A 15,952-nucleotide genomic window follows, 5' to 3' on the forward strand; every position below is an offset into this window, starting at 1 on the left:
TTATCAACTGGCAAAAAGAGCACAAATCCATGGCCACTCCTCTTCCTTCGAGCAATTCCCTGCCGCCTGCGCGCAAGCGTGGCCTGGCCCTGCGCTGGTCCACCTGGCTGGTGGCCGCGGCGATCATCGGCTATGGCGTGGCGATCGCCATGCATTGGGATGACCGTGGCCTGCTCTGGTTGCAGGAGCGTTTCGAAAGCCAGAGCGAGCAACAGGCGAGCATCTGGTTGCCGGACTACCAGGTCGATATCGATGCCAAGGTATTGCCGGGCATGGAGGACGATGAAGCTTCAGACCTGTCCTACAACCCGGTGAGCAAAACTCTGTTCGCGGTCATGGGCAAGAATCCCTTTCTGGTCGAACTGACCCTTGACGGCGATGTGCTGCGCAAGATGCCCCTGGTGGGCTGGAGCAACCCCGAGGGCGTGGCCGTGCTTGAAGGCGGGCGCCTGGCGATCGTCGACGAGCGCGATCACAAGATGACCATCGTCACCCTTGCTGCCGACACCAAGTCGCTGAACATCGCCGATTTCCCCCAATTCGACCTCGGCCCCTCGGCAAACCAGAACAAGGCCTTCGAAGCCGTGGCCTGGGACCCTCTGCAGCAGCGCATCATCCTCGGCGAAGAGCGGCCGCCGGCATTGTTCACCTGGAAAAGCGACGGCCACAGCCCGCTGACCGGCGACAAGCAGCCGCTGCCAAGCGACGAACTGGACCTGCGCAACCTCTCGGCGCTGGGTGTCGACCCGCGCACCGGGCATCTGCTGGTGCTGTCGGCCGACTCCAACATGCTCCTGGAGCTGGACGAGAAGGGCGAGCAGGTCAGCTTCATGACCCTGCTGGGCGGCTTCAACGGCCTGAAGAAGCGAATTCCGCGCGCCGAAGGCGTGGCGATGGACGAACACGGCACGCTGTACATCGTCAGTGAGCCGGACTTGTTCTATCGTTTCAAAAAGCCGTGATTTCAGACTTTTCCTACGTCAGGATTTAAGTTTCACTTCAGTTGAGTGTGGGAAGATTCAGGCTGTCACCCAAAGAGTCCACCTGAATGCGTCGCTACATCCGCCTGCCGCTGATTTTCCTGGTTGCGAGCCTGCTCGCCTTGCTCCTGGTCGCCGTTGCCGGGCAGCAATACCGTTTGTTCGAGCGCGGCTGGTTCAACCTCAAGACCTGGTGGCAGCCGTTCGAGCAGAGCATCGGCCTGGATCAATACCAGGTGGTGCTTGAGGCGCAACCCATCGAAGGCCTGGACGACGATATCTCGGCGCTGACCTTCGACCCTGACCGCAACAGCCTGTTCACCGTGACCAACAAGCGCTCCGAGCTGATCGAGCTGTCGCTGGACGGGCGTATCCTGAGGCGCGTGCCGTTGACCGGCTTTGGCGATCCGGAGGCGGTGGAGTACGTCGGCCCTAACAGCTACGTGATTACCGATGAGCGCGAGCAGCGCCTGATTCGCGTGCGCCTGACCGACAACACGCCGTTTCTCGACGCCAAGGATGCCGAACAGCTGACCCTGGGCATTGGCCTCAATGGCAACAAAGGCTTTGAGGGCCTGGCCTACGACTCGGCCGGCAAGCGTCTGTTCGTCGCCAAGGAGCGCGACCCGATGCTGATCTACGAGGTGCATGGCTTCCCCCACGACAACCCCGAGCAGCCGTATGCGGTGCATGTGGTGCAGGACCAAAAGCGTGATTCGCGGTTGTTTGTGCGTGATCTGTCGAGCTTGCAGTTCGATGAGCGCAGCGGCCACTTGCTGGCGCTGTCGGATGAGTCGCAACTGGTGCTGGAGCTGGATGTGCAGGGCAAGCCGTTGAGCACCTTGTCGCTGCGCAAGGGTTTTCAGGGCTTGAACAAGAGTGTGCCGCAGGCCGAAGGCATCGCCATGGACGATGCGGGGACCATTTACCTGGTCAGCGAGCCGAACCTGTTTTACGTGTTCAAGAAGCCGACCGAGTAGGCATTATCGCGGGGCAAGCCCGCTCCTACATTGTAGGAGCGGGCTTGCCCCGCGATGCTATCAGGCCTTGAGGCTCTTGACCCCTTCCGAAGTCCCCAGCAACAGCAGATCCGCCGGGCGCGCCGCGAACAGGCCGTTGGTGACCACGCCGACAATCGCGTTGATCTGGCTTTCCAGCTCGACCGGGTTGGTGATCTGCAGGTTGTGCACATCGAGAATGATGTTGCCGTTATCGGTCAGCACACCCTCGCGGTACACCGGGTCGCCGCCAAGCTTGACCAGCTGGCGGGCCACATGGCTGCGGGCCATGGGGATGACTTCGACCGGCAGCGGGAAGGCGCCCAGCACCGGTACCAGCTTGCTGGCGTCGGCGATGCAGATGAAGGTCTTGGCCACGGCGGCAACGATCTTCTCGCGGGTCAGGGCCGCGCCACCACCTTTGATCAGGTTCAGGTGCTCGTCACTTTCGTCGGCGCCGTCGACGTAGAACTCCAGGTCACTGACAGTGTTCAGCTCGTACACCGGAATGCCATGACCCTTCAGGCGTGCCGCGGTCGCTTCGGAGCTGGCGACCGCGCCGTCGAAGGCGGTCTTGTGCTTGGCCAGGGCGTCAATGAAGCAGTTGGCGGTCGAGCCGGTGCCGACGCCGACGATGCTCTTGTCGTCGAGCTTGGGCAGAATGAAATCGACAGCGGCCTGGGCGACAGCCTGTTTGAGTTGGTCCTGGGTCATGCGGGCTCCGAAGCGGGGAGGAGTATCGTGAAGGCGCGTAGTATAGCGGCTAAAACCCCTGCCTTGCTGTGGTCGCCCGACAGGGCGCTGGGGTAGACTCGCAAACCCCGCCCAACCGCTCAGTGATGCTTTCCCGATGCTCGAACAGTACGTCAAGAAGATCCTCACCTCGCGCGTTTACGACGTCGCCGTCGAAACTCCGTTGCAGACCGCCGGCCAGCTGAGCAAGCGTCTGGGCAACAACATCCTGCTCAAGCGTGAAGACTTGCAGCCGGTGTTCTCGTTCAAGATTCGCGGTGCCTATAACAAGCTGGCCCAGCTCAGCGCCGAGGAACTGGCCCGTGGCGTGGTCACCGCATCGGCTGGAAACCACGCCCAGGGCGTGGCCCTGGCGGCCCGTGAGCTGGGGATCAAGGCCACCATCGTGATGCCCAAGACCACCCCCGAGATCAAGATCGAAGGCGTGCGTTCGCGCGGCGGCAAGGTGGTGCTGCACGGTGACTCGTTCCCGGAAGCGCTGGCTTATTCGCTGAAGCTGGTGGACGAGAAGGGTTATGTCTACATCCACCCCTATGACGATCCGCACACCATCGCCGGGCAGGGCACCGTGGCCATGGAGATCCTTCGTCAGCACCCGGGTCAGCTGGACGCGATCTTCGTCCCGGTCGGTGGTGGCGGCCTGATCGCCGGCATCGCCGCCTACGTGAAGTACCTGCGCCCGGAAATCAAAGTGATCGGCGTCGAGCCGGACGACTCCAACTGCCTGCAGGCCGCCATGGCTGCGGGTGAACGCGTGGTATTGCCGCAGGTCGGGCTGTTTGCCGATGGCGTGGCGGTGGCGCAGATCGGCCAGCACACCTTCGACATCTGCAAGGACTACGTCGACGCGGTGATTACCGTCAGTACCGACGAGATCTGCGCAGCCATCAAGGATATCTACGACGATACCCGCTCGATCACCGAACCTGCCGGGGCTCTGGGTGTTGCCGGGATCAAGAAGTACGTCGAACTCAATGGCGTGGCCGGCCAGACCCTGGTGGCCATCGACTCCGGCGCCAACGTCAACTTCGACCGCTTGCGCCATGTTGCCGAGCGCGCCGAGCTGGGCGAGGGCCGCGAAGCCATCATCGCCGTGACCATCCCCGAGCAGCCGGGCAGCTTCAAGGCCTTCTGCGAGGCGGTGGGCAAGCGCCAGATCACCGAATTCAACTACCGCTACCATGCCGACGGCGAAGCACACATCTTTGTCGGCGTGCAGACCCATCCGGATACCGACCCGCGTAGCGCGCTGATCCAGAGCCTGACCGAGCAAGGCTTCCCGGTGCTCGACCTGACCGACAACGAGCTGGCCAAGCTGCATATCCGCCACATGGTCGGCGGCCATGCGGCGCGGGTCAGCGACGAGCTGGTGCTGCGTTTCGAGTTCCCGGAGCGTCCGGGGGCGCTGTTCAACTTCCTCAACAAGCTCGGCGGGCGCTGGAACATCTCGATGTTCCACTATCGCAACCATGGCGCGGCCGATGGTCGCGTGGTCGCCGGCCTGCAGGTACCGGATGATGAGCGCCACCTGGTGCCGGCGGCGCTGGCCAAGATTGGCTACCCGTACTGGGACGAAACCGATAACCCGGCGTACCGGCTGTTCCTGGGCTGAGCGTCTACGCTGTTGGGCAACGCCTGAGGAAGAAATAAGAAATGGAACTGCTGACTACCCTGAAAACCGCCCACATCCTGGCCACCGTGTTGCTGCTGGGCAGCGCCCTGGGGCTGGCGATCTGGACCTTTATCGCGCGCCGCAAGGGCGATGCCAGTGCCCACACCCGGCTGATGGCCCGGCCGCTGGTGTTTGTCTGGCTGTTGATGGGCATCTGCCTGGTGAGCATGCCCTTTACCGGCTGGTGGCTGGTGCACCTGATCGGCTGGCCGCTGGGCCAGACCTGGGTGCTGGGGTCCAGCGTGATCTACACCTTCGCAGCGTTCAGCTGGTTCTGGCTGCTGGCGCGGGTCAACCGCCTGCGCACGGCGCCGACTGTGGGCAACCCGAAATTCACCCTGGCGCTGGCGGTGTTCAGCGGTGTCTGTTTTATCGCCATCGCCGGGCTGATGGGTGCCAAGCCGGTCTGATCATGCGGGCTTCGGTGGGAGCGAGCAGTCGCTCCCATAGCGGCGATCAATCGCGCAGGCTGATCACCGGCCAACCGCGCTTTTCAGCTTCGGCGCGCAGGTTCGGGTCCGGATCGACGGCGACCGGGTTGGCCACCTTCTCCAGCAGCGGCAGGTCGTTCATCGAGTCGCTGTAGAAGTAGCTGTCGTCCAGGCTGTAGCCGTTTTCCAGCAACCAGCGGTTCAGACGCGTCACTTTGCCTTCACGGAAGCAGGGTATATCGGTACTGCGCCCGCTGAAACGGCCGTCGAGCATTTCGCATTCGGTCGCCAGCAGGGTCTGTACGCCCAGGCGCTTGGCGATCGGGCCGGTGATGAAACGGTTGGTGGCGGTGATGATCACCAGTTTGTCGCCGGCATCCTGGTGCTTTTTCAGCAGGGCCAGGGCCTTGGGCAGGATGATCGGCTCGACGCAGTCGCGCATGAAGTCGCGATGCCATTCGTCGAGTTGCGCCATTTCCGTGGTCGCGAGGATTTCCAGGCTGAAGTTCAGGTAGGCGTTCAGGTCCAGCTTGCCGGCCAGATAGTCCTGATAGAAGGCGTCGTTGCGGTTCTGGTACTCGACCGGGTCGAGAATGCCGCGTTCGCACAGGTAGTCACCCCAGGCGTGGTCGCTGTCGCCACCAAGGAGCGTGTTGTCCAGATCGAATAAAGCCAGGCGCATTTAAGTCACTCGCATAACATCTGAAAAGTCCCACAGAATACGGACTTTTCACATCGGTGCACATAAGGTAAACAGGCGCGTTGCTGGCCTTGTGACCTTTGTGGAACAATGCCGTGACATGCGTTTGCGAGGTTGCTGCCGTGATCGACCCCGATGGTTTTCGCCCCAATGTCGGGATCATTCTGACGAATGATCTTGGGCAGGTGCTATGGGCTCGACGGATCAACCAGGATGCCTGGCAGTTTCCCCAGGGAGGTATCAACCCCGAGGAAACGCCGGAAGATGCCCTGTACCGCGAGCTGAACGAAGAAGTGGGGCTGGAGCGAGATGATGTTGAAATTCTTGCCTGCACCCGCGGCTGGTTGCGTTATCGTTTACCCCAACGCCTGGTCCGAACCCACAGCCAACCGCTGTGCATCGGCCAGAAACAGAAATGGTTCCTGCTGCGCCTGGTCTCCAACGAGCAACGGGTGCGGATGGACTTGACCGGTAAACCGGAGTTCGACGGCTGGCGCTGGGTCAGCTATTGGTATCCGCTGGGCCAGGTGGTGACATTCAAGCGCGAGGTTTACCGCCGCGCTCTCAAAGAGCTTGCCCCGCGCCTGCTGGCGCGCGACTGACGACGGAGTTCGACCCCGAGCCATGCTCAATACGCTGCGCAAGATCGTCCAGGAAGTTAACTCCGCCAAGGATCTCAAGACGGCGTTGGGGATCATTGTGTTGCGCGTAAAAGAGGCCATGGGCAGTCAGGTCTGCTCCGTCTACCTGCTCGACCCCGAGACCAACCGCTTCGTGCTAATGGCCACCGAGGGCCTGAACAAGCGCTCGATCGGCAAGGTCAGCATGGCCCCCAACGAGGGCCTGGTGGGCCTGGTCGGCACGCGCGAAGAGCCGCTGAACCTGGAAAACGCCGCCGACCACCCGCGTTATCGCTACTTTGCTGAAACCGGCGAGGAGCGCTTTGCTTCCTTTCTCGGTGCGCCGATCATCCACCACCGTCGCGTGGTCGGGGTGTTGGTCATCCAGCAAAAGGAGCGGCGCCAGTTCGACGAGGGCGAAGAAGCCTTCCTGGTGACCATGAGCGCGCAGCTGGCCGGGGTTATCGCCCATGCCGAGGCCACCGGTTCGATCCGTGGCCTGGGCCGTCAGGGCAAGGGTATCCAGGAGGCCAAGTTCGTCGGTGTGCCCGGTTCACCCGGCGCTGCGGTGGGCAAGGCGGTGGTCATGTTGCCACCGGCCGACCTCGATGTGGTGCCGGACAAGACCGTTGATGACATCGACGCCGAACTGAAACTGTTCAACAACGCCCTGGAAGGGGTGCGCGAAGACATGCGCAACCTCTCCGCCAAACTCGCCACCCAGTTGCGCCCGGAAGAGCGCGCGCTGTTCGACGTCTACCTGATGATGCTCGAAGACGCGGCCCTGGGCGGTGAAGTGGTGCAGGTGATCAAGACCGGCCAATGGGCCCAGGGCGCGCTGCGCCAGGTGGTCGGCGAGCACGTCAATCGCTTCGAACTGATGGACGACGCCTACCTGCGCGAGAGGGCTTCGGACGTGAAGGATCTGGGCCGGCGACTGCTGGCCTACCTGCAGGAGGCCCGTCAGCTGTCGTTGGTCTATCCCGACAACACCATTCTCATCAGCGAAGAACTCACCCCGGCGATGCTCGGCGAAGTGCCGGAAGGCAAACTCGTCGGCCTGGTCTCGGTACTGGGCTCGGGCAACTCCCACGTTGCCATCCTGGCCCGGGCCATGGGCATTCCGACCGTCATGGGCCTGGTCGACCTGCCGTATTCCAAGGTCGACGGCATCGACATGATCGTCGATGGCTACAAGGGCGAGGTCTACACCAACCCCAGCGAAGTGCTGCGCAAGCAGTACGCCGAAGTCGTTGAAGAAGAACGCCAGCTGGCCCAGGGCCTTGACGCCCTGCGCGAACTGCCTTGCGTGACCCTCGATGGCCACCGCATGCCGTTGTGGGTCAACACCGGGCTGCTTGCCGATGTCGCTCGCGCCCAGCAGCGTGGCGCCGAAGGCGTCGGCCTGTACCGCACCGAAGTGCCGTTCATGATCAACCAGCGCTTCCCCAGTGAGAAGGAGCAGCTGGCGATCTATCGCGAGCAACTGGCGGCCTTCCATCCGCTGCCGGTGACCATGCGCAGCCTGGATATCGGCGGCGACAAGGCGCTGTCGTACTTCCCGATCAAGGAAGACAACCCGTTCCTCGGCTGGCGCGGTATTCGCGTCACCCTCGACCACCCGGAAATCTTCCTGGTGCAGACCCGCGCCATGCTCAAGGCCAGTGAAGGCCTGAACAACCTGCGCATTCTGCTGCCGATGATTTCCGGTATTCACGAACTCGAAGAAGCCCTGCACCTGATCCACCGGGCCTGGGGCGAAGTGCGCGACGAAGGCACCGACGTGCCGATGCCGCCGGTGGGGGTGATGATCGAAATCCCTGCGGCGGTGTACCAGACCCGCGAGCTGGCGCGCCAGGTGGACTTCCTCTCGGTCGGCTCAAACGACCTGACCCAGTATTTGCTGGCGGTCGACCGCAACAACCCGCGCGTCGCCGACCTCTATGACTACCTGCACCCGGCGGTGCTCCAGGCCCTGCAGAACGTGGTGCGCGATGCCCACGCCGAAGGTAAGCCGGTGAGCATCTGCGGCGAGATGGCCGGTGACCCGGCGGCGGCGGTGCTGCTGATGGCCATGGGTTTCGACAGCCTGTCGATGAACGCTACCAACCTGCCCAAGGTGAAGTGGATGTTGCGTCAGGTCAGCATGAGCAAGTCCAAGGAACTGCTGGCCCAGGCCATGGGCATCGACAACCCGCAAGTTATCCACAGCTCGCTGCAGCTGGCCCTGAAGAACCTGGGCCTGGCGCGGATGATCGGGCCAGGAGTGGGCAAGCCTTTGTGAGGTTTGGGGGCTGCTTTGCAGCCCATCGCTGGCTTGCCAGCGATAGCGTCAGACCTGCAAACACACCTCCCCCAGATGCCCGCCAAGCGGCCCAAAACTGCGCTCCACTAAATGTCGCCGGCCATCGGCCTCGACAATCAGCACGGTACTGGCTCGGGTCCCGTAGTTCTGGCTGGCAATAAACACGCTCGACAATAACCGCTCGGTACCCAGGCCGACGCCGGTCTCTGGCAGCTCGCTGTCTGCCGCCGGCAGGTTATCCCCAAGTAACTCCAGCAAGCGCTGCGGCTGTGGATCGGCCAGTTGCAATTGCAAGCCCGCCCGCGCCTTGACCAGCTTTGGCCAGGGCGTATCCAGGCCGGCGTTGGACAACCCGTAAACCCCGGCGCCCAGCAGCTGCGGCGTGGCTTGCCGGGCATTCAGGTAACCCAGTTGCGTGCTGTCGGCGACCAGCAGGTTGAACCCCGAATATTGCTGGCTGCGGCTGGCCACCTGATCCAGGTAAGCCTCAACCCCAAGCTCCCCGCGCAAAAACGCCGCCACCAGCTCGCCGCGCGAGCGCGCGCCCTGGGGTTGCTGCGGGTCGCGGATATTGGTCAGCGCGGCAAAGCGGCCGTTGGGGCCGACCCCCAGCCAGGTGCCGCCGGCTTCCAGGTCGCGCCCGGCGTAAACCCCGGGCGCATCTTCCCAGGCCCCCATTACGCGGCTGGGGCGGGCGTAGAACTCATCACGGTTGGCCGCGACGATCAGCGGCTGGGCATGCCCAGGCCGCCAGGCAAAGACGATCAGACACATAGGTGGACCTCTGTGTTTTTGCCCACTCTACCGATAGCGTCCGACGCGATCCATCGACTTAATGTGTCTTCACTAGAGCCGCAGGCCTACCTTCCGTTACCATGCCGGACTGAATTTACGGGGGCGACAATGGAATTCGTGCTCTATCTGGCGCTGGGCGCCTGCGCAGGCGTGCTGGCCGGGCTGTTTGGGGTTGGTGGCGGCATTATCATCGTGCCGGTGCTGGTGTTCAGTTTCACCCTGCAAGGCTTCGACGCGTCGGTGCTGACCCACCTGGCGGTGGGCACCTCGCTGGCGACCATTGTCTTCACCTCGGTCAATGCCATCCGCGAGCACCACCGCAAGGGCGCGGTGCAGTGGCCGATCTTTGTCTGGATGACCCTGGGGATCCTGGTCGGTGCGGGTATCGGTGCCAAGACCGCCTCGGCCATTCAGGGGCCAATGCTGCAAAAGATCATCGGCGTGTTCGCTCTGGTGATCGCCGCGCAGATGGCCCTCGACCTCAAGCCCAAGGCCAGCCGCGGCATCCCTGGCAAGCCCGGGCTGACCCTCGCCGGCAGCGTGATCGGCTGGGCCTCGGCGATCTTCGGCATTGGCGGCGGCTCGTTGACCGTGCCGTTCCTGACCTGGCGCAGCCTGCCGATGCAGCAGGCGGTGGCAACTTCGTCGGCCTGCGGCTTTCCGATTGCGGTGGCCAGTGCCCTGAGTTTCATCTGGCTCGGCTGGCACGACCCGCACCTGCCCGCCCATAGCCTGGGTTTTGTGTACCTGCCGGCGCTGCTGGGGATTGCCCTGACCAGCATGTTTTTCGCCCGCTTCGGCGCGCGCCTGGCACATAAACTGTCGCCACGCCTGCTCAAGCGGCTGTTCGCCGCGCTGCTGTTTTGCGTCGGCCTTAGCTTTTTGCTTTAACGAGAGGAGTCACCATGCTGCCTTATCCGCAGATAGATCCAGTAGCCCTTGACCTGAAATGGATCAAAATCCATTGGTACGGTCTGATGTACCTGGTCGGCATCGGCGGCGCCTGGCTGCTGGCCTCGCGTCGCCTGAACCGCTTCGACCCGACCTGGAGCCGCGAAAAACTCTCGGACCTGGTGTTCTGGCTGTCCATGGGCGTAATTGTCGGCGGGCGGTTGGGCTACGTGCTGTTTTATGATCTGCACGCCTACCTGGCCAACCCGACCTTGATCCTCGAAGTGTGGAAGGGCGGCATGTCGTTCCACGGCGGCTTTATCGGCGTGATGCTCGCCGCCTTGTGGTTCGGCAAGCGCAACAACAAGTCGTTCTTCGAGCTGATGGACTTCGTTGCGCCACTGGTACCGATCGGCCTCGGTGCGGGGCGTATCGGCAACTTCATCAACGCCGAGTTGTGGGGCAAGGCCACTGATGTGCCGTGGGCGATGGTCTTCCCGCCGTTCAGCGACCCGGCGCAGTTGCCGCGTCACCCGTCGCAGCTGTACCAGTTCGCCCTGGAAGGTGTGGCATTATTCCTGATCCTTTGGCTGTACTCGCGCAAACCGCGCCCGACCATGGCCGTTTCCGGCATGTTCGCGCTGTTCTACGGTATTTTCCGTTTCATCGTAGAGTTCGTGCGGGTACCCGATGCCCAGCTTGGCTACATCGCCTTCGGCTGGTTGACCATGGGTCAGTTGCTCTGCGTGCCGATGATTGTCGGTGGCATCTTCCTGATCTGGTGGGCCTACAACCGCAAACCCACGGTCAAGGCCGCCGTTTGAATTTCCACGGCAGGGCGATCCCCTGCCGTCTTTGCTACAGGTAAGCCATGAAACAGTATCTAGATCTGGTCCGCGACGTCATCGAAAACGGCACCCTTCAAGGTAACCGTACCGGTATCCGCACCATCAGCCTGCCTGGCGCCATGCTGCGCTTCGACCTGCAGAAGGGCTTCCCGGCCATCACCACCCGCAAGCTGGCGTTCAAGTCGGCTATCGGCGAGATGGTCGGCTTCCTGCGTGGCGTGAAGAACGCCGGCGAGTTCCGTGAGCTGGGCTGCAAGGTCTGGGATCAGAACGCCAACGAAAACGCCCAGTGGCTGGCCAACCCGTTTCGCCAGGGCCATGACGACCTCGGCGAGATCTACGGCGTGCAATGGCGCCAGTGGCCGGCCTACAAGCGCATCCCGCTGAGCAACCCGGCGGCCATCGAACTGGCCAAGAGCCAGGGCTTCCAGCAGATCGCCCAGGCCGAGGAAGACGGCGAAGCCTTCGTGGTGCTGTACAAGGCCATCGACCAGATCCGCCAGTGCATCGACACCATCCACAACGACCCGGGCAGCCGGCGCATCCTGTTCCACGGCTGGAACTGCGCCCAGCTCGACGAAATGGCCCTGCCGCCGTGCCACCTGCTGTACCAGTTCCACCCGAATGTCGAGACCAGGGAAATTTCCCTGACCCTCTACATCCGCTCCAACGACCTGGGCCTGGGCACGCCGTTCAACCTCACCGAAGGCGCCGCACTGCTGTCGCTGATGGGCCGCCTGACCGGCTACACGCCGCGCTGGTTCACCTATTTCATCGGTGATGCGCATGTCTACGAAAACCACCTGGACATGCTGGGCGAACAGCTCAAGCGCGAGCCGCTGGCTGCGCCGAAGCTGGTGATCAGTGATCGCGTGCCGGAATTCGCCAAGACTGGCGTGTACGAGCCAGAGTGGCTAGAGAAGATCGAACCGAGCGACTTCAGCCTCGAAGGCTACGAGCACCACGCGCCAATGACGGCGCCGATGGCGGTCTGATCCTGTAGGAGCGGGCTTGACCCGCGATGCGGTCTGTCAGTCACATCGCATCGCGGGGCAAGTCGGGTCGCCGCACCGCCGCTCCTACAGGTACCTTAATCAGTGCCCGTGGCTTCTGCCCACATGTGAATGCTCCGCCTCTGGCGCCGTTACTGCGCCATTGACCTCAAGATGCTGCAGGATCGAGCACTGGACCTCCTTGGGATGGCAGTGCTGACGCAGTTCCAGCAGTTGCGCCTGCAGTGCCTGCAGCCCATCGATGCGCGCCTTGACGTGCTGGATGTGCTCGTCGATCAACGCATTGACGCTTTCGCACTGGTCATCCGGGCTGTCGCGCAGGTGCAGCAGGCTGCGGATTTCTTCCAGGGTCATGTCGAGGGTGCGGCAGTTGCGGATGAAGGTCAGGCGCTCGACGTGGGCCTGGGTGTACATCCGGTAGTTGCCTTCGCTGCGCGCCGGCTCCGGCAGCAGGTTTTCCCGCTCGTAGTAACGGATGGTTTCCACCGCGCAATCGGTGGCCTTGGCCAGTTCTCCGATCTTCATCTGCAAATACCTCGACAAGTGGCTTGACCCTATAGTGGCTACAGGGTGTTCACTTGGCAACAGGACATTTAAGGATGAACCCATGAATCAGCCTGTCAGCCACACCCCCGGTAAAGCTCCTCACGATCATGACCACAGCCATGATCACGCCAGGCATGAACATGCCGAGCACGCCCACAGCTGCTGTTCCCACGACGCCGCACCGGCGCTGGTGCAACTGAGCGAGGCGAGCAGCGCCGGTGCGCGCCTGAGCCGCTTTCGCATCGAGGCCATGGATTGCCCGACCGAACAGACCCTGATCCAGAACAAACTGGGCAAGCTGGCCGGGGTCGAGCAGCTGGAATTCAACCTGATCAACCGCATCCTCGGCGTGCGCCACACCCATGCCGACACTGTCGCCATCGAGCAGGCGGTCGCCTCGCTGGGTATGCAGGCCGACCCGTTGAGCGAGGCCAGCGAAGAAGCTGGCGCTGCGCCTGCGCCGGTGAAAAAACACTGGTGGCCGCTGGCGTTGGCCGGTGTTGCGGCACTGGGCGCCGAAGCAATCCACTTTGCCGAGCTGGCGCCGTCCTGGGTAGTGGCCCTGGTCGCCCTGGTGTCGATCCTCAGTTGCGGTCTGGGCACCTACAAAAAGGGCTGGATCGCCCTGAAGAACGGCAACCTCAATATCAACGCACTGATGAGCATCGCCGTGACCGGCGCGGTGCTGATCGGCCAGTGGCCGGAAGCGGCCATGGTCATGTTCCTCTTCACCGTCGCCGAGCTTATCGAAGCGCGCTCGCTTGACCGCGCGCGCAACGCCATCGGCGGTCTGATGCAGTTGAGCCCGGACCTTGCCACCGTGCAGCAAGCCGATGGCCAGTGGCGTGAGCTGGACGTCAAGCAGGTCGCCCTCGGTGATCTGGTGCGCGTGCGTCCCGGCGAACGCATCGGCCTGGACGGCGAGGTGGTCAACGGCCAGTCGAGTATCGACCAGGCACCGATCACCGGCGAGAGCCTGCCGGTAGAGAAGGGCCCCGGTGACAAGGTGTTCGCCGGCACCATCAACCAGGCCGGGGCGTTGGAGTACCGGGTGACGGCGGCGGCCGGGCAATCGACCCTGGCGCGGATCATCAAGGCCGTGGAAGAAGCCCAGGGCGCGCGGGCGCCGACCCAGCGCTTCGTCGACCAGTTCTCGCGCATCTACACCCCGGCGGTGTTTGCCTTCGCCCTGGCGGTGGCGGTGATTCCGCCGCTGTTCATGGCTGGCGCCTGGTTCGACTGGATCTACCGCGCGCTGGTGTTGCTGGTGGTGGCCTGCCCCTGTGCCTTGGTGATTTCCACCCCGGTGACCATCGTCAGCGGCCTGGCCGCGGCGGCGCGCAAAGGCATCCTGGTCAAGGGCGGGGTGTACCTGGAGGGCGGGCGCAAGCTCGACTTCCTGGCCCTGGACAAGACCGGCACCATCACCCACGGTAAGCCGGTGCAAACCGACCATGAAGTGCTCGAACCGTTGTTCGAAGGCCGCGCCCAGGCGCTGGCGGCAAGCCTTGCCGATCGTTCCGACCACCCGGTATCCCGTGCCATTGCGGTGTTTGCCAATCAGCAGCAACTGCCCCTGAGCGAGGTCACGGCCTTCGAAGCCCTGGCCGGTCGCGGTGTGCGCGGCGAGATTGATGGTGAGCTGTATCACCTCGGTAACCATCGCCTGGTCGAGGAGCTGGGCCTGTGCTCGGCACAGCTCGAAGCCCGGCTCGATACCCTGGAGCGGCAGGGCAAGACCGTCGTGCTGCTGCTCGACAAGTCCGGCCCGCTGGCGCTGTTCGCCGTCGCCGACACGGTCAAGGACAGCAGCCGCGAGGCAATTGCCGAGCTGCATGAGCTGGGTATCAAGACTGTCATGCTGACCGGCGACAATCCGCACACGGCCCAGGCGATTGCCGCCCAGGTCGGGATCGACCAGGCCCATGGCAACCTGCTGCCGGCCGACAAGCTCAAGACCATCGAGGACCTGTACGCCCAGGGCCATCGGGTCGGCATGGTCGGCGACGGCATCAACGATGCGCCGGCACTGGCCCGCGCCGAGATCGGCTTTGCCATGGCCGCGGCCGGTACCGACACCGCCATCGAGACCGCCGACGTGGCATTGATGGATGATGACTTGCGCAAAATCCCGGCCTTCGTCAGGCTCTCGCGCCAGAGTGCGGCGATCCTGACTCAGAACATTGTTCTGGCGCTGGGGATCAAGGCGATCTTCCTGGCAGTCACCTTCGCCGGCATGGCAACCATGTGGATGGCGGTGTTTGCCGACATGGGCGTGAGTTTGCTGGTGGTCTTCAACGGCCTGCGCCTGCTGCGTAAATAGAGGATCTATGTTGAGTTCCGAGTTGAAAGCCTTCTACATGGTTGCCCGCCTGGGCAGCATTACTCTGGCGGCGAAGAAACTCGGGCTCAGCCAACCGACGGTAACCACGCAGATCCGCAACCTCGAAAGCCAGTACGCGGTGGAGCTGTTCTACCGTGGCGGTCGCCGCCTGACCCTCAGTGACGACGGCACGCGCCTGCTGCCGATGGTCAAGGCGCTGCTGCAGCAGGAGGCCGATATCGAGTTCTTCCTGCGCAACAGTGGCCAGGGCCAGGGCAGTTTGCGTATCGCTGCCACGGCGCCGTACTACATCCTCGACCTGGTGAAGATCTTCCGCGAGCGCTTGCCGCAGGTGGAGGTGTCGGTGGAGATCGGCAACTCCCAGCAGGTGCTGGAATTGCTTGAGGACTACCGGGTCGATCTGGCCGCCTCATCGCAACTGGTCGAGGATGCACGGCTGGTGCGGCGGGTGCTGGGTACCGATCCGCTGGTGGTGGCGGTGCATCGCAACCATGTGCTGGCCAGCCGCGAATCGCTGCCGCTGTCGGCGCTGGCCGGGCATTGCCTGCTGGTGCGTGAGCAGGGCTCGACCACGCGCAAGCTGACCGAGCAGATGCTTGAAGCGGCGGGGGTGAAGGTCGGCTCGCTGCTGGAGATCGGCAGTCGCGAGTCGATTCGCGAGGCGGTGCTGCGCAATATCGGCATCAGCATCATTGCCCGCCATGAAGTGCCGCATAACCCCGAGCTGCGGGTGCTGAGCCTGGAGGGCGCGCCGCTGATGCATGAGTATCTGTATTGCTTGAAGGAGCGGCGCCAGGCGCGGTTGCCGGCGGCGTTTCTGGGGTTGGCTCAGGAAGTGGCGGCGGTAGAGATATAGATAATCGCTGGCAAGCCAGCTCCCACAGGGTACTGCATGCACTGGACCTGTGGGAGCTGGCTTGCCAGCGATGCAAGGCGCAGCCTTGCCAACCGAGATCACACCAAAATCTGCCTATACCACTATCGGCAACTTTTGCCTCTGCGCCACAGAACCTTCGCATTGCCCGCCTAGCATGGCCCTCATTCGTTCGATGAGGT

15 protein-coding genes are annotated in these 15,952 nt (G+C 63.1%); 11 read left to right on the plus strand and 4 right to left on the minus strand.

The genetic code is table 11. The features are described 5' to 3' along the window. Positions 1-29 precede the first annotated feature (29 nt). Positions 30-962, plus strand: coding sequence for an SdiA-regulated domain-containing protein (locus UB48_RS25115; RefSeq protein WP_045201816.1), 933 nt, complete (start codon positions 30-32; stop codon positions 960-962). Between the two features lie 86 nt (positions 963-1,048). Continuing rightward, entirely contained in the window at positions 1,049-1,960 is a 912-nt protein-coding gene (locus UB48_RS25120) for an SdiA-regulated domain-containing protein (protein ID WP_045201817.1), read from the plus strand. Between the two features lie 60 nt (positions 1,961-2,020). Here the strand turns inward: UB48_RS25120 and rpiA are convergent, their stop codons facing one another. Then, positions 2,021-2,692 carry a ribose-5-phosphate isomerase RpiA gene (gene rpiA / locus UB48_RS25125; RefSeq protein WP_010222132.1) on the minus strand — a complete coding sequence of 224 codons (672 nt, stop codon included), beginning with the start codon at positions 2,690-2,692 and terminating at the stop codon, positions 2,021-2,023. Between the two features lie 136 nt (positions 2,693-2,828). Between rpiA and ilvA the strand changes: the two genes are divergently transcribed. Together ilvA and UB48_RS25135 are read left to right on the plus strand one after the other, a co-directional pair. After that, on the plus strand, positions 2,829-4,343 hold the full coding sequence (gene ilvA / locus UB48_RS25130) for a threonine ammonia-lyase, biosynthetic (RefSeq protein WP_045201818.1): 1,515 nt from the start codon (positions 2,829-2,831) through the stop codon (positions 4,341-4,343). A 41-nt stretch (positions 4,344-4,384) separates the two neighbouring features. Beyond that, on the plus strand, positions 4,385-4,813 hold the full coding sequence (locus UB48_RS25135) for a DUF2269 family protein (RefSeq protein WP_045201819.1): 429 nt from the start codon (positions 4,385-4,387) through the stop codon (positions 4,811-4,813). A gap of 46 nt (positions 4,814-4,859) precedes the next feature. On the opposite strand, the gene UB48_RS25140 is transcribed toward UB48_RS25135, so the two are convergent. Beyond that, entirely contained in the window at positions 4,860-5,516 is a 657-nt protein-coding gene (locus tag UB48_RS25140) for an HAD family phosphatase (RefSeq protein WP_045201820.1), read from the minus strand. 140 nt (positions 5,517-5,656) lie between these two features. Here UB48_RS25140 and UB48_RS25145 point away from each other — a divergent pair, with 140 nt between their 5' ends. Together UB48_RS25145 and ptsP are read left to right on the plus strand one after the other, a co-directional pair. Next, positions 5,657-6,136, plus strand: coding sequence for an RNA pyrophosphohydrolase (locus tag UB48_RS25145; RefSeq protein WP_010222140.1), 480 nt, complete (start codon positions 5,657-5,659; stop codon positions 6,134-6,136). A 22-nt stretch (positions 6,137-6,158) separates the two neighbouring features. Beyond that, positions 6,159-8,438 carry a phosphoenolpyruvate--protein phosphotransferase gene (ptsP, locus tag UB48_RS25150; protein WP_045201822.1) on the plus strand — a complete coding sequence of 760 codons (2,280 nt, stop codon included), beginning with the start codon at positions 6,159-6,161 and terminating at the stop codon, positions 8,436-8,438. 48 nt (positions 8,439-8,486) lie between these two features. Here the strand turns inward: ptsP and UB48_RS25155 are convergent, their stop codons facing one another. Next, entirely contained in the window at positions 8,487-9,233 is a 747-nt protein-coding gene (locus UB48_RS25155; RefSeq protein ID WP_045201824.1) for an NRDE family protein, read from the minus strand. 129 nt (positions 9,234-9,362) lie between these two features. Between UB48_RS25155 and UB48_RS25160 the strand changes: the two genes are divergently transcribed. The 3 genes from UB48_RS25160 to UB48_RS25170 are packed head-to-tail and all read left to right on the plus strand — an operon-like array spanning position 9,363 to position 11,988. After that, positions 9,363-10,145 (plus strand): sulfite exporter TauE/SafE family protein, encoded by a 783-nt coding sequence (locus UB48_RS25160; protein WP_045201826.1) that lies wholly within the window; start codon positions 9,363-9,365, stop codon positions 10,143-10,145. A gap of 14 nt (positions 10,146-10,159) precedes the next feature. Further along, positions 10,160-10,969 (plus strand): prolipoprotein diacylglyceryl transferase, encoded by an 810-nt coding sequence (gene lgt / locus UB48_RS25165; RefSeq protein WP_045201832.1) that lies wholly within the window; start codon positions 10,160-10,162, stop codon positions 10,967-10,969. Positions 10,970-11,016: 47 nt separating this feature from the next. Next, positions 11,017-11,988, plus strand: a complete 972-nt coding sequence (locus tag UB48_RS25170) for a thymidylate synthase (RefSeq protein ID WP_045201834.1) — start codon at positions 11,017-11,019, stop codon at positions 11,986-11,988. A 99-nt stretch (positions 11,989-12,087) separates the two neighbouring features. Here UB48_RS25170 and cadR read toward each other — a convergent pair whose 3' ends face one another. Further along, positions 12,088-12,531 (minus strand): Cd(II)/Pb(II)-responsive transcriptional regulator, encoded by a 444-nt coding sequence (cadR, locus tag UB48_RS25175; RefSeq protein ID WP_045201835.1) that lies wholly within the window; start codon positions 12,529-12,531, stop codon positions 12,088-12,090. Positions 12,532-12,613: 82 nt separating this feature from the next. Here cadR and UB48_RS25180 point away from each other — a divergent pair, with 82 nt between their 5' ends. Then, positions 12,614-14,875 carry a heavy metal translocating P-type ATPase gene (locus UB48_RS25180; RefSeq protein ID WP_045201836.1) on the plus strand — a complete coding sequence of 754 codons (2,262 nt, stop codon included), beginning with the start codon at positions 12,614-12,616 and terminating at the stop codon, positions 14,873-14,875. 7 nt (positions 14,876-14,882) lie between these two features. Beyond that, the gene (locus UB48_RS25185) at positions 14,883-15,752 is read left to right on the plus strand and encodes a LysR family transcriptional regulator (RefSeq protein ID WP_045201837.1); all 870 of its coding nucleotides are present in this window, start codon (positions 14,883-14,885) and stop codon (positions 15,750-15,752) included. The last annotated feature ends 200 nt before the right edge of the window (positions 15,753-15,952 follow it).

The sequence above is a fragment of the Pseudomonas sp. 2(2015) genome (assembly GCF_000955865.1).
In the GTDB taxonomy this organism is placed as follows: Bacteria; Pseudomonadota; Gammaproteobacteria; order Pseudomonadales; family Pseudomonadaceae; genus Aquipseudomonas.

What these genes read in the sequence shown, in the direction of transcription:
- UB48_RS25115 (WP_045201816.1), top strand. Translation starts at nt 30, where the DNA reads ATGGCCACTCCTCTTCCTTCGAGCAATTCCCTGCCGCCTGCGCGCAAG.
- UB48_RS25120 (WP_045201817.1), top strand. Translation starts at nt 1,049, where the DNA reads ATGCGTCGCTACATCCGCCTGCCGCTGATTTTCCTGGTTGCGAGCCTG.
- rpiA (WP_010222132.1), bottom strand. Translation starts at nt 2,692, where the DNA reads ATGACCCAGGACCAACTCAAACAGGCTGTCGCCCAGGCCGCTGTCGAT.
- ilvA (WP_045201818.1), top strand. Translation starts at nt 2,829, where the DNA reads ATGCTCGAACAGTACGTCAAGAAGATCCTCACCTCGCGCGTTTACGAC.
- UB48_RS25135 (WP_045201819.1), top strand. Translation starts at nt 4,385, where the DNA reads ATGGAACTGCTGACTACCCTGAAAACCGCCCACATCCTGGCCACCGTG.
- UB48_RS25140 (WP_045201820.1), bottom strand. Translation starts at nt 5,516, where the DNA reads ATGCGCCTGGCTTTATTCGATCTGGACAACACGCTCCTTGGTGGCGAC.
- ptsP (WP_045201822.1), top strand. Translation starts at nt 6,159, where the DNA reads ATGCTCAATACGCTGCGCAAGATCGTCCAGGAAGTTAACTCCGCCAAG.
- UB48_RS25155 (WP_045201824.1), bottom strand. Translation starts at nt 9,233, where the DNA reads ATGTGTCTGATCGTCTTTGCCTGGCGGCCTGGGCATGCCCAGCCGCTG.
- UB48_RS25160 (WP_045201826.1), top strand. Translation starts at nt 9,363, where the DNA reads ATGGAATTCGTGCTCTATCTGGCGCTGGGCGCCTGCGCAGGCGTGCTG.
- lgt (WP_045201832.1), top strand. Translation starts at nt 10,160, where the DNA reads ATGCTGCCTTATCCGCAGATAGATCCAGTAGCCCTTGACCTGAAATGG.
- UB48_RS25170 (WP_045201834.1), top strand. Translation starts at nt 11,017, where the DNA reads ATGAAACAGTATCTAGATCTGGTCCGCGACGTCATCGAAAACGGCACC.
- cadR (WP_045201835.1), bottom strand. Translation starts at nt 12,531, where the DNA reads ATGAAGATCGGAGAACTGGCCAAGGCCACCGATTGCGCGGTGGAAACC.
- UB48_RS25180 (WP_045201836.1), top strand. Translation starts at nt 12,614, where the DNA reads ATGAATCAGCCTGTCAGCCACACCCCCGGTAAAGCTCCTCACGATCAT.
- UB48_RS25185 (WP_045201837.1), top strand. Translation starts at nt 14,883, where the DNA reads ATGTTGAGTTCCGAGTTGAAAGCCTTCTACATGGTTGCCCGCCTGGGC.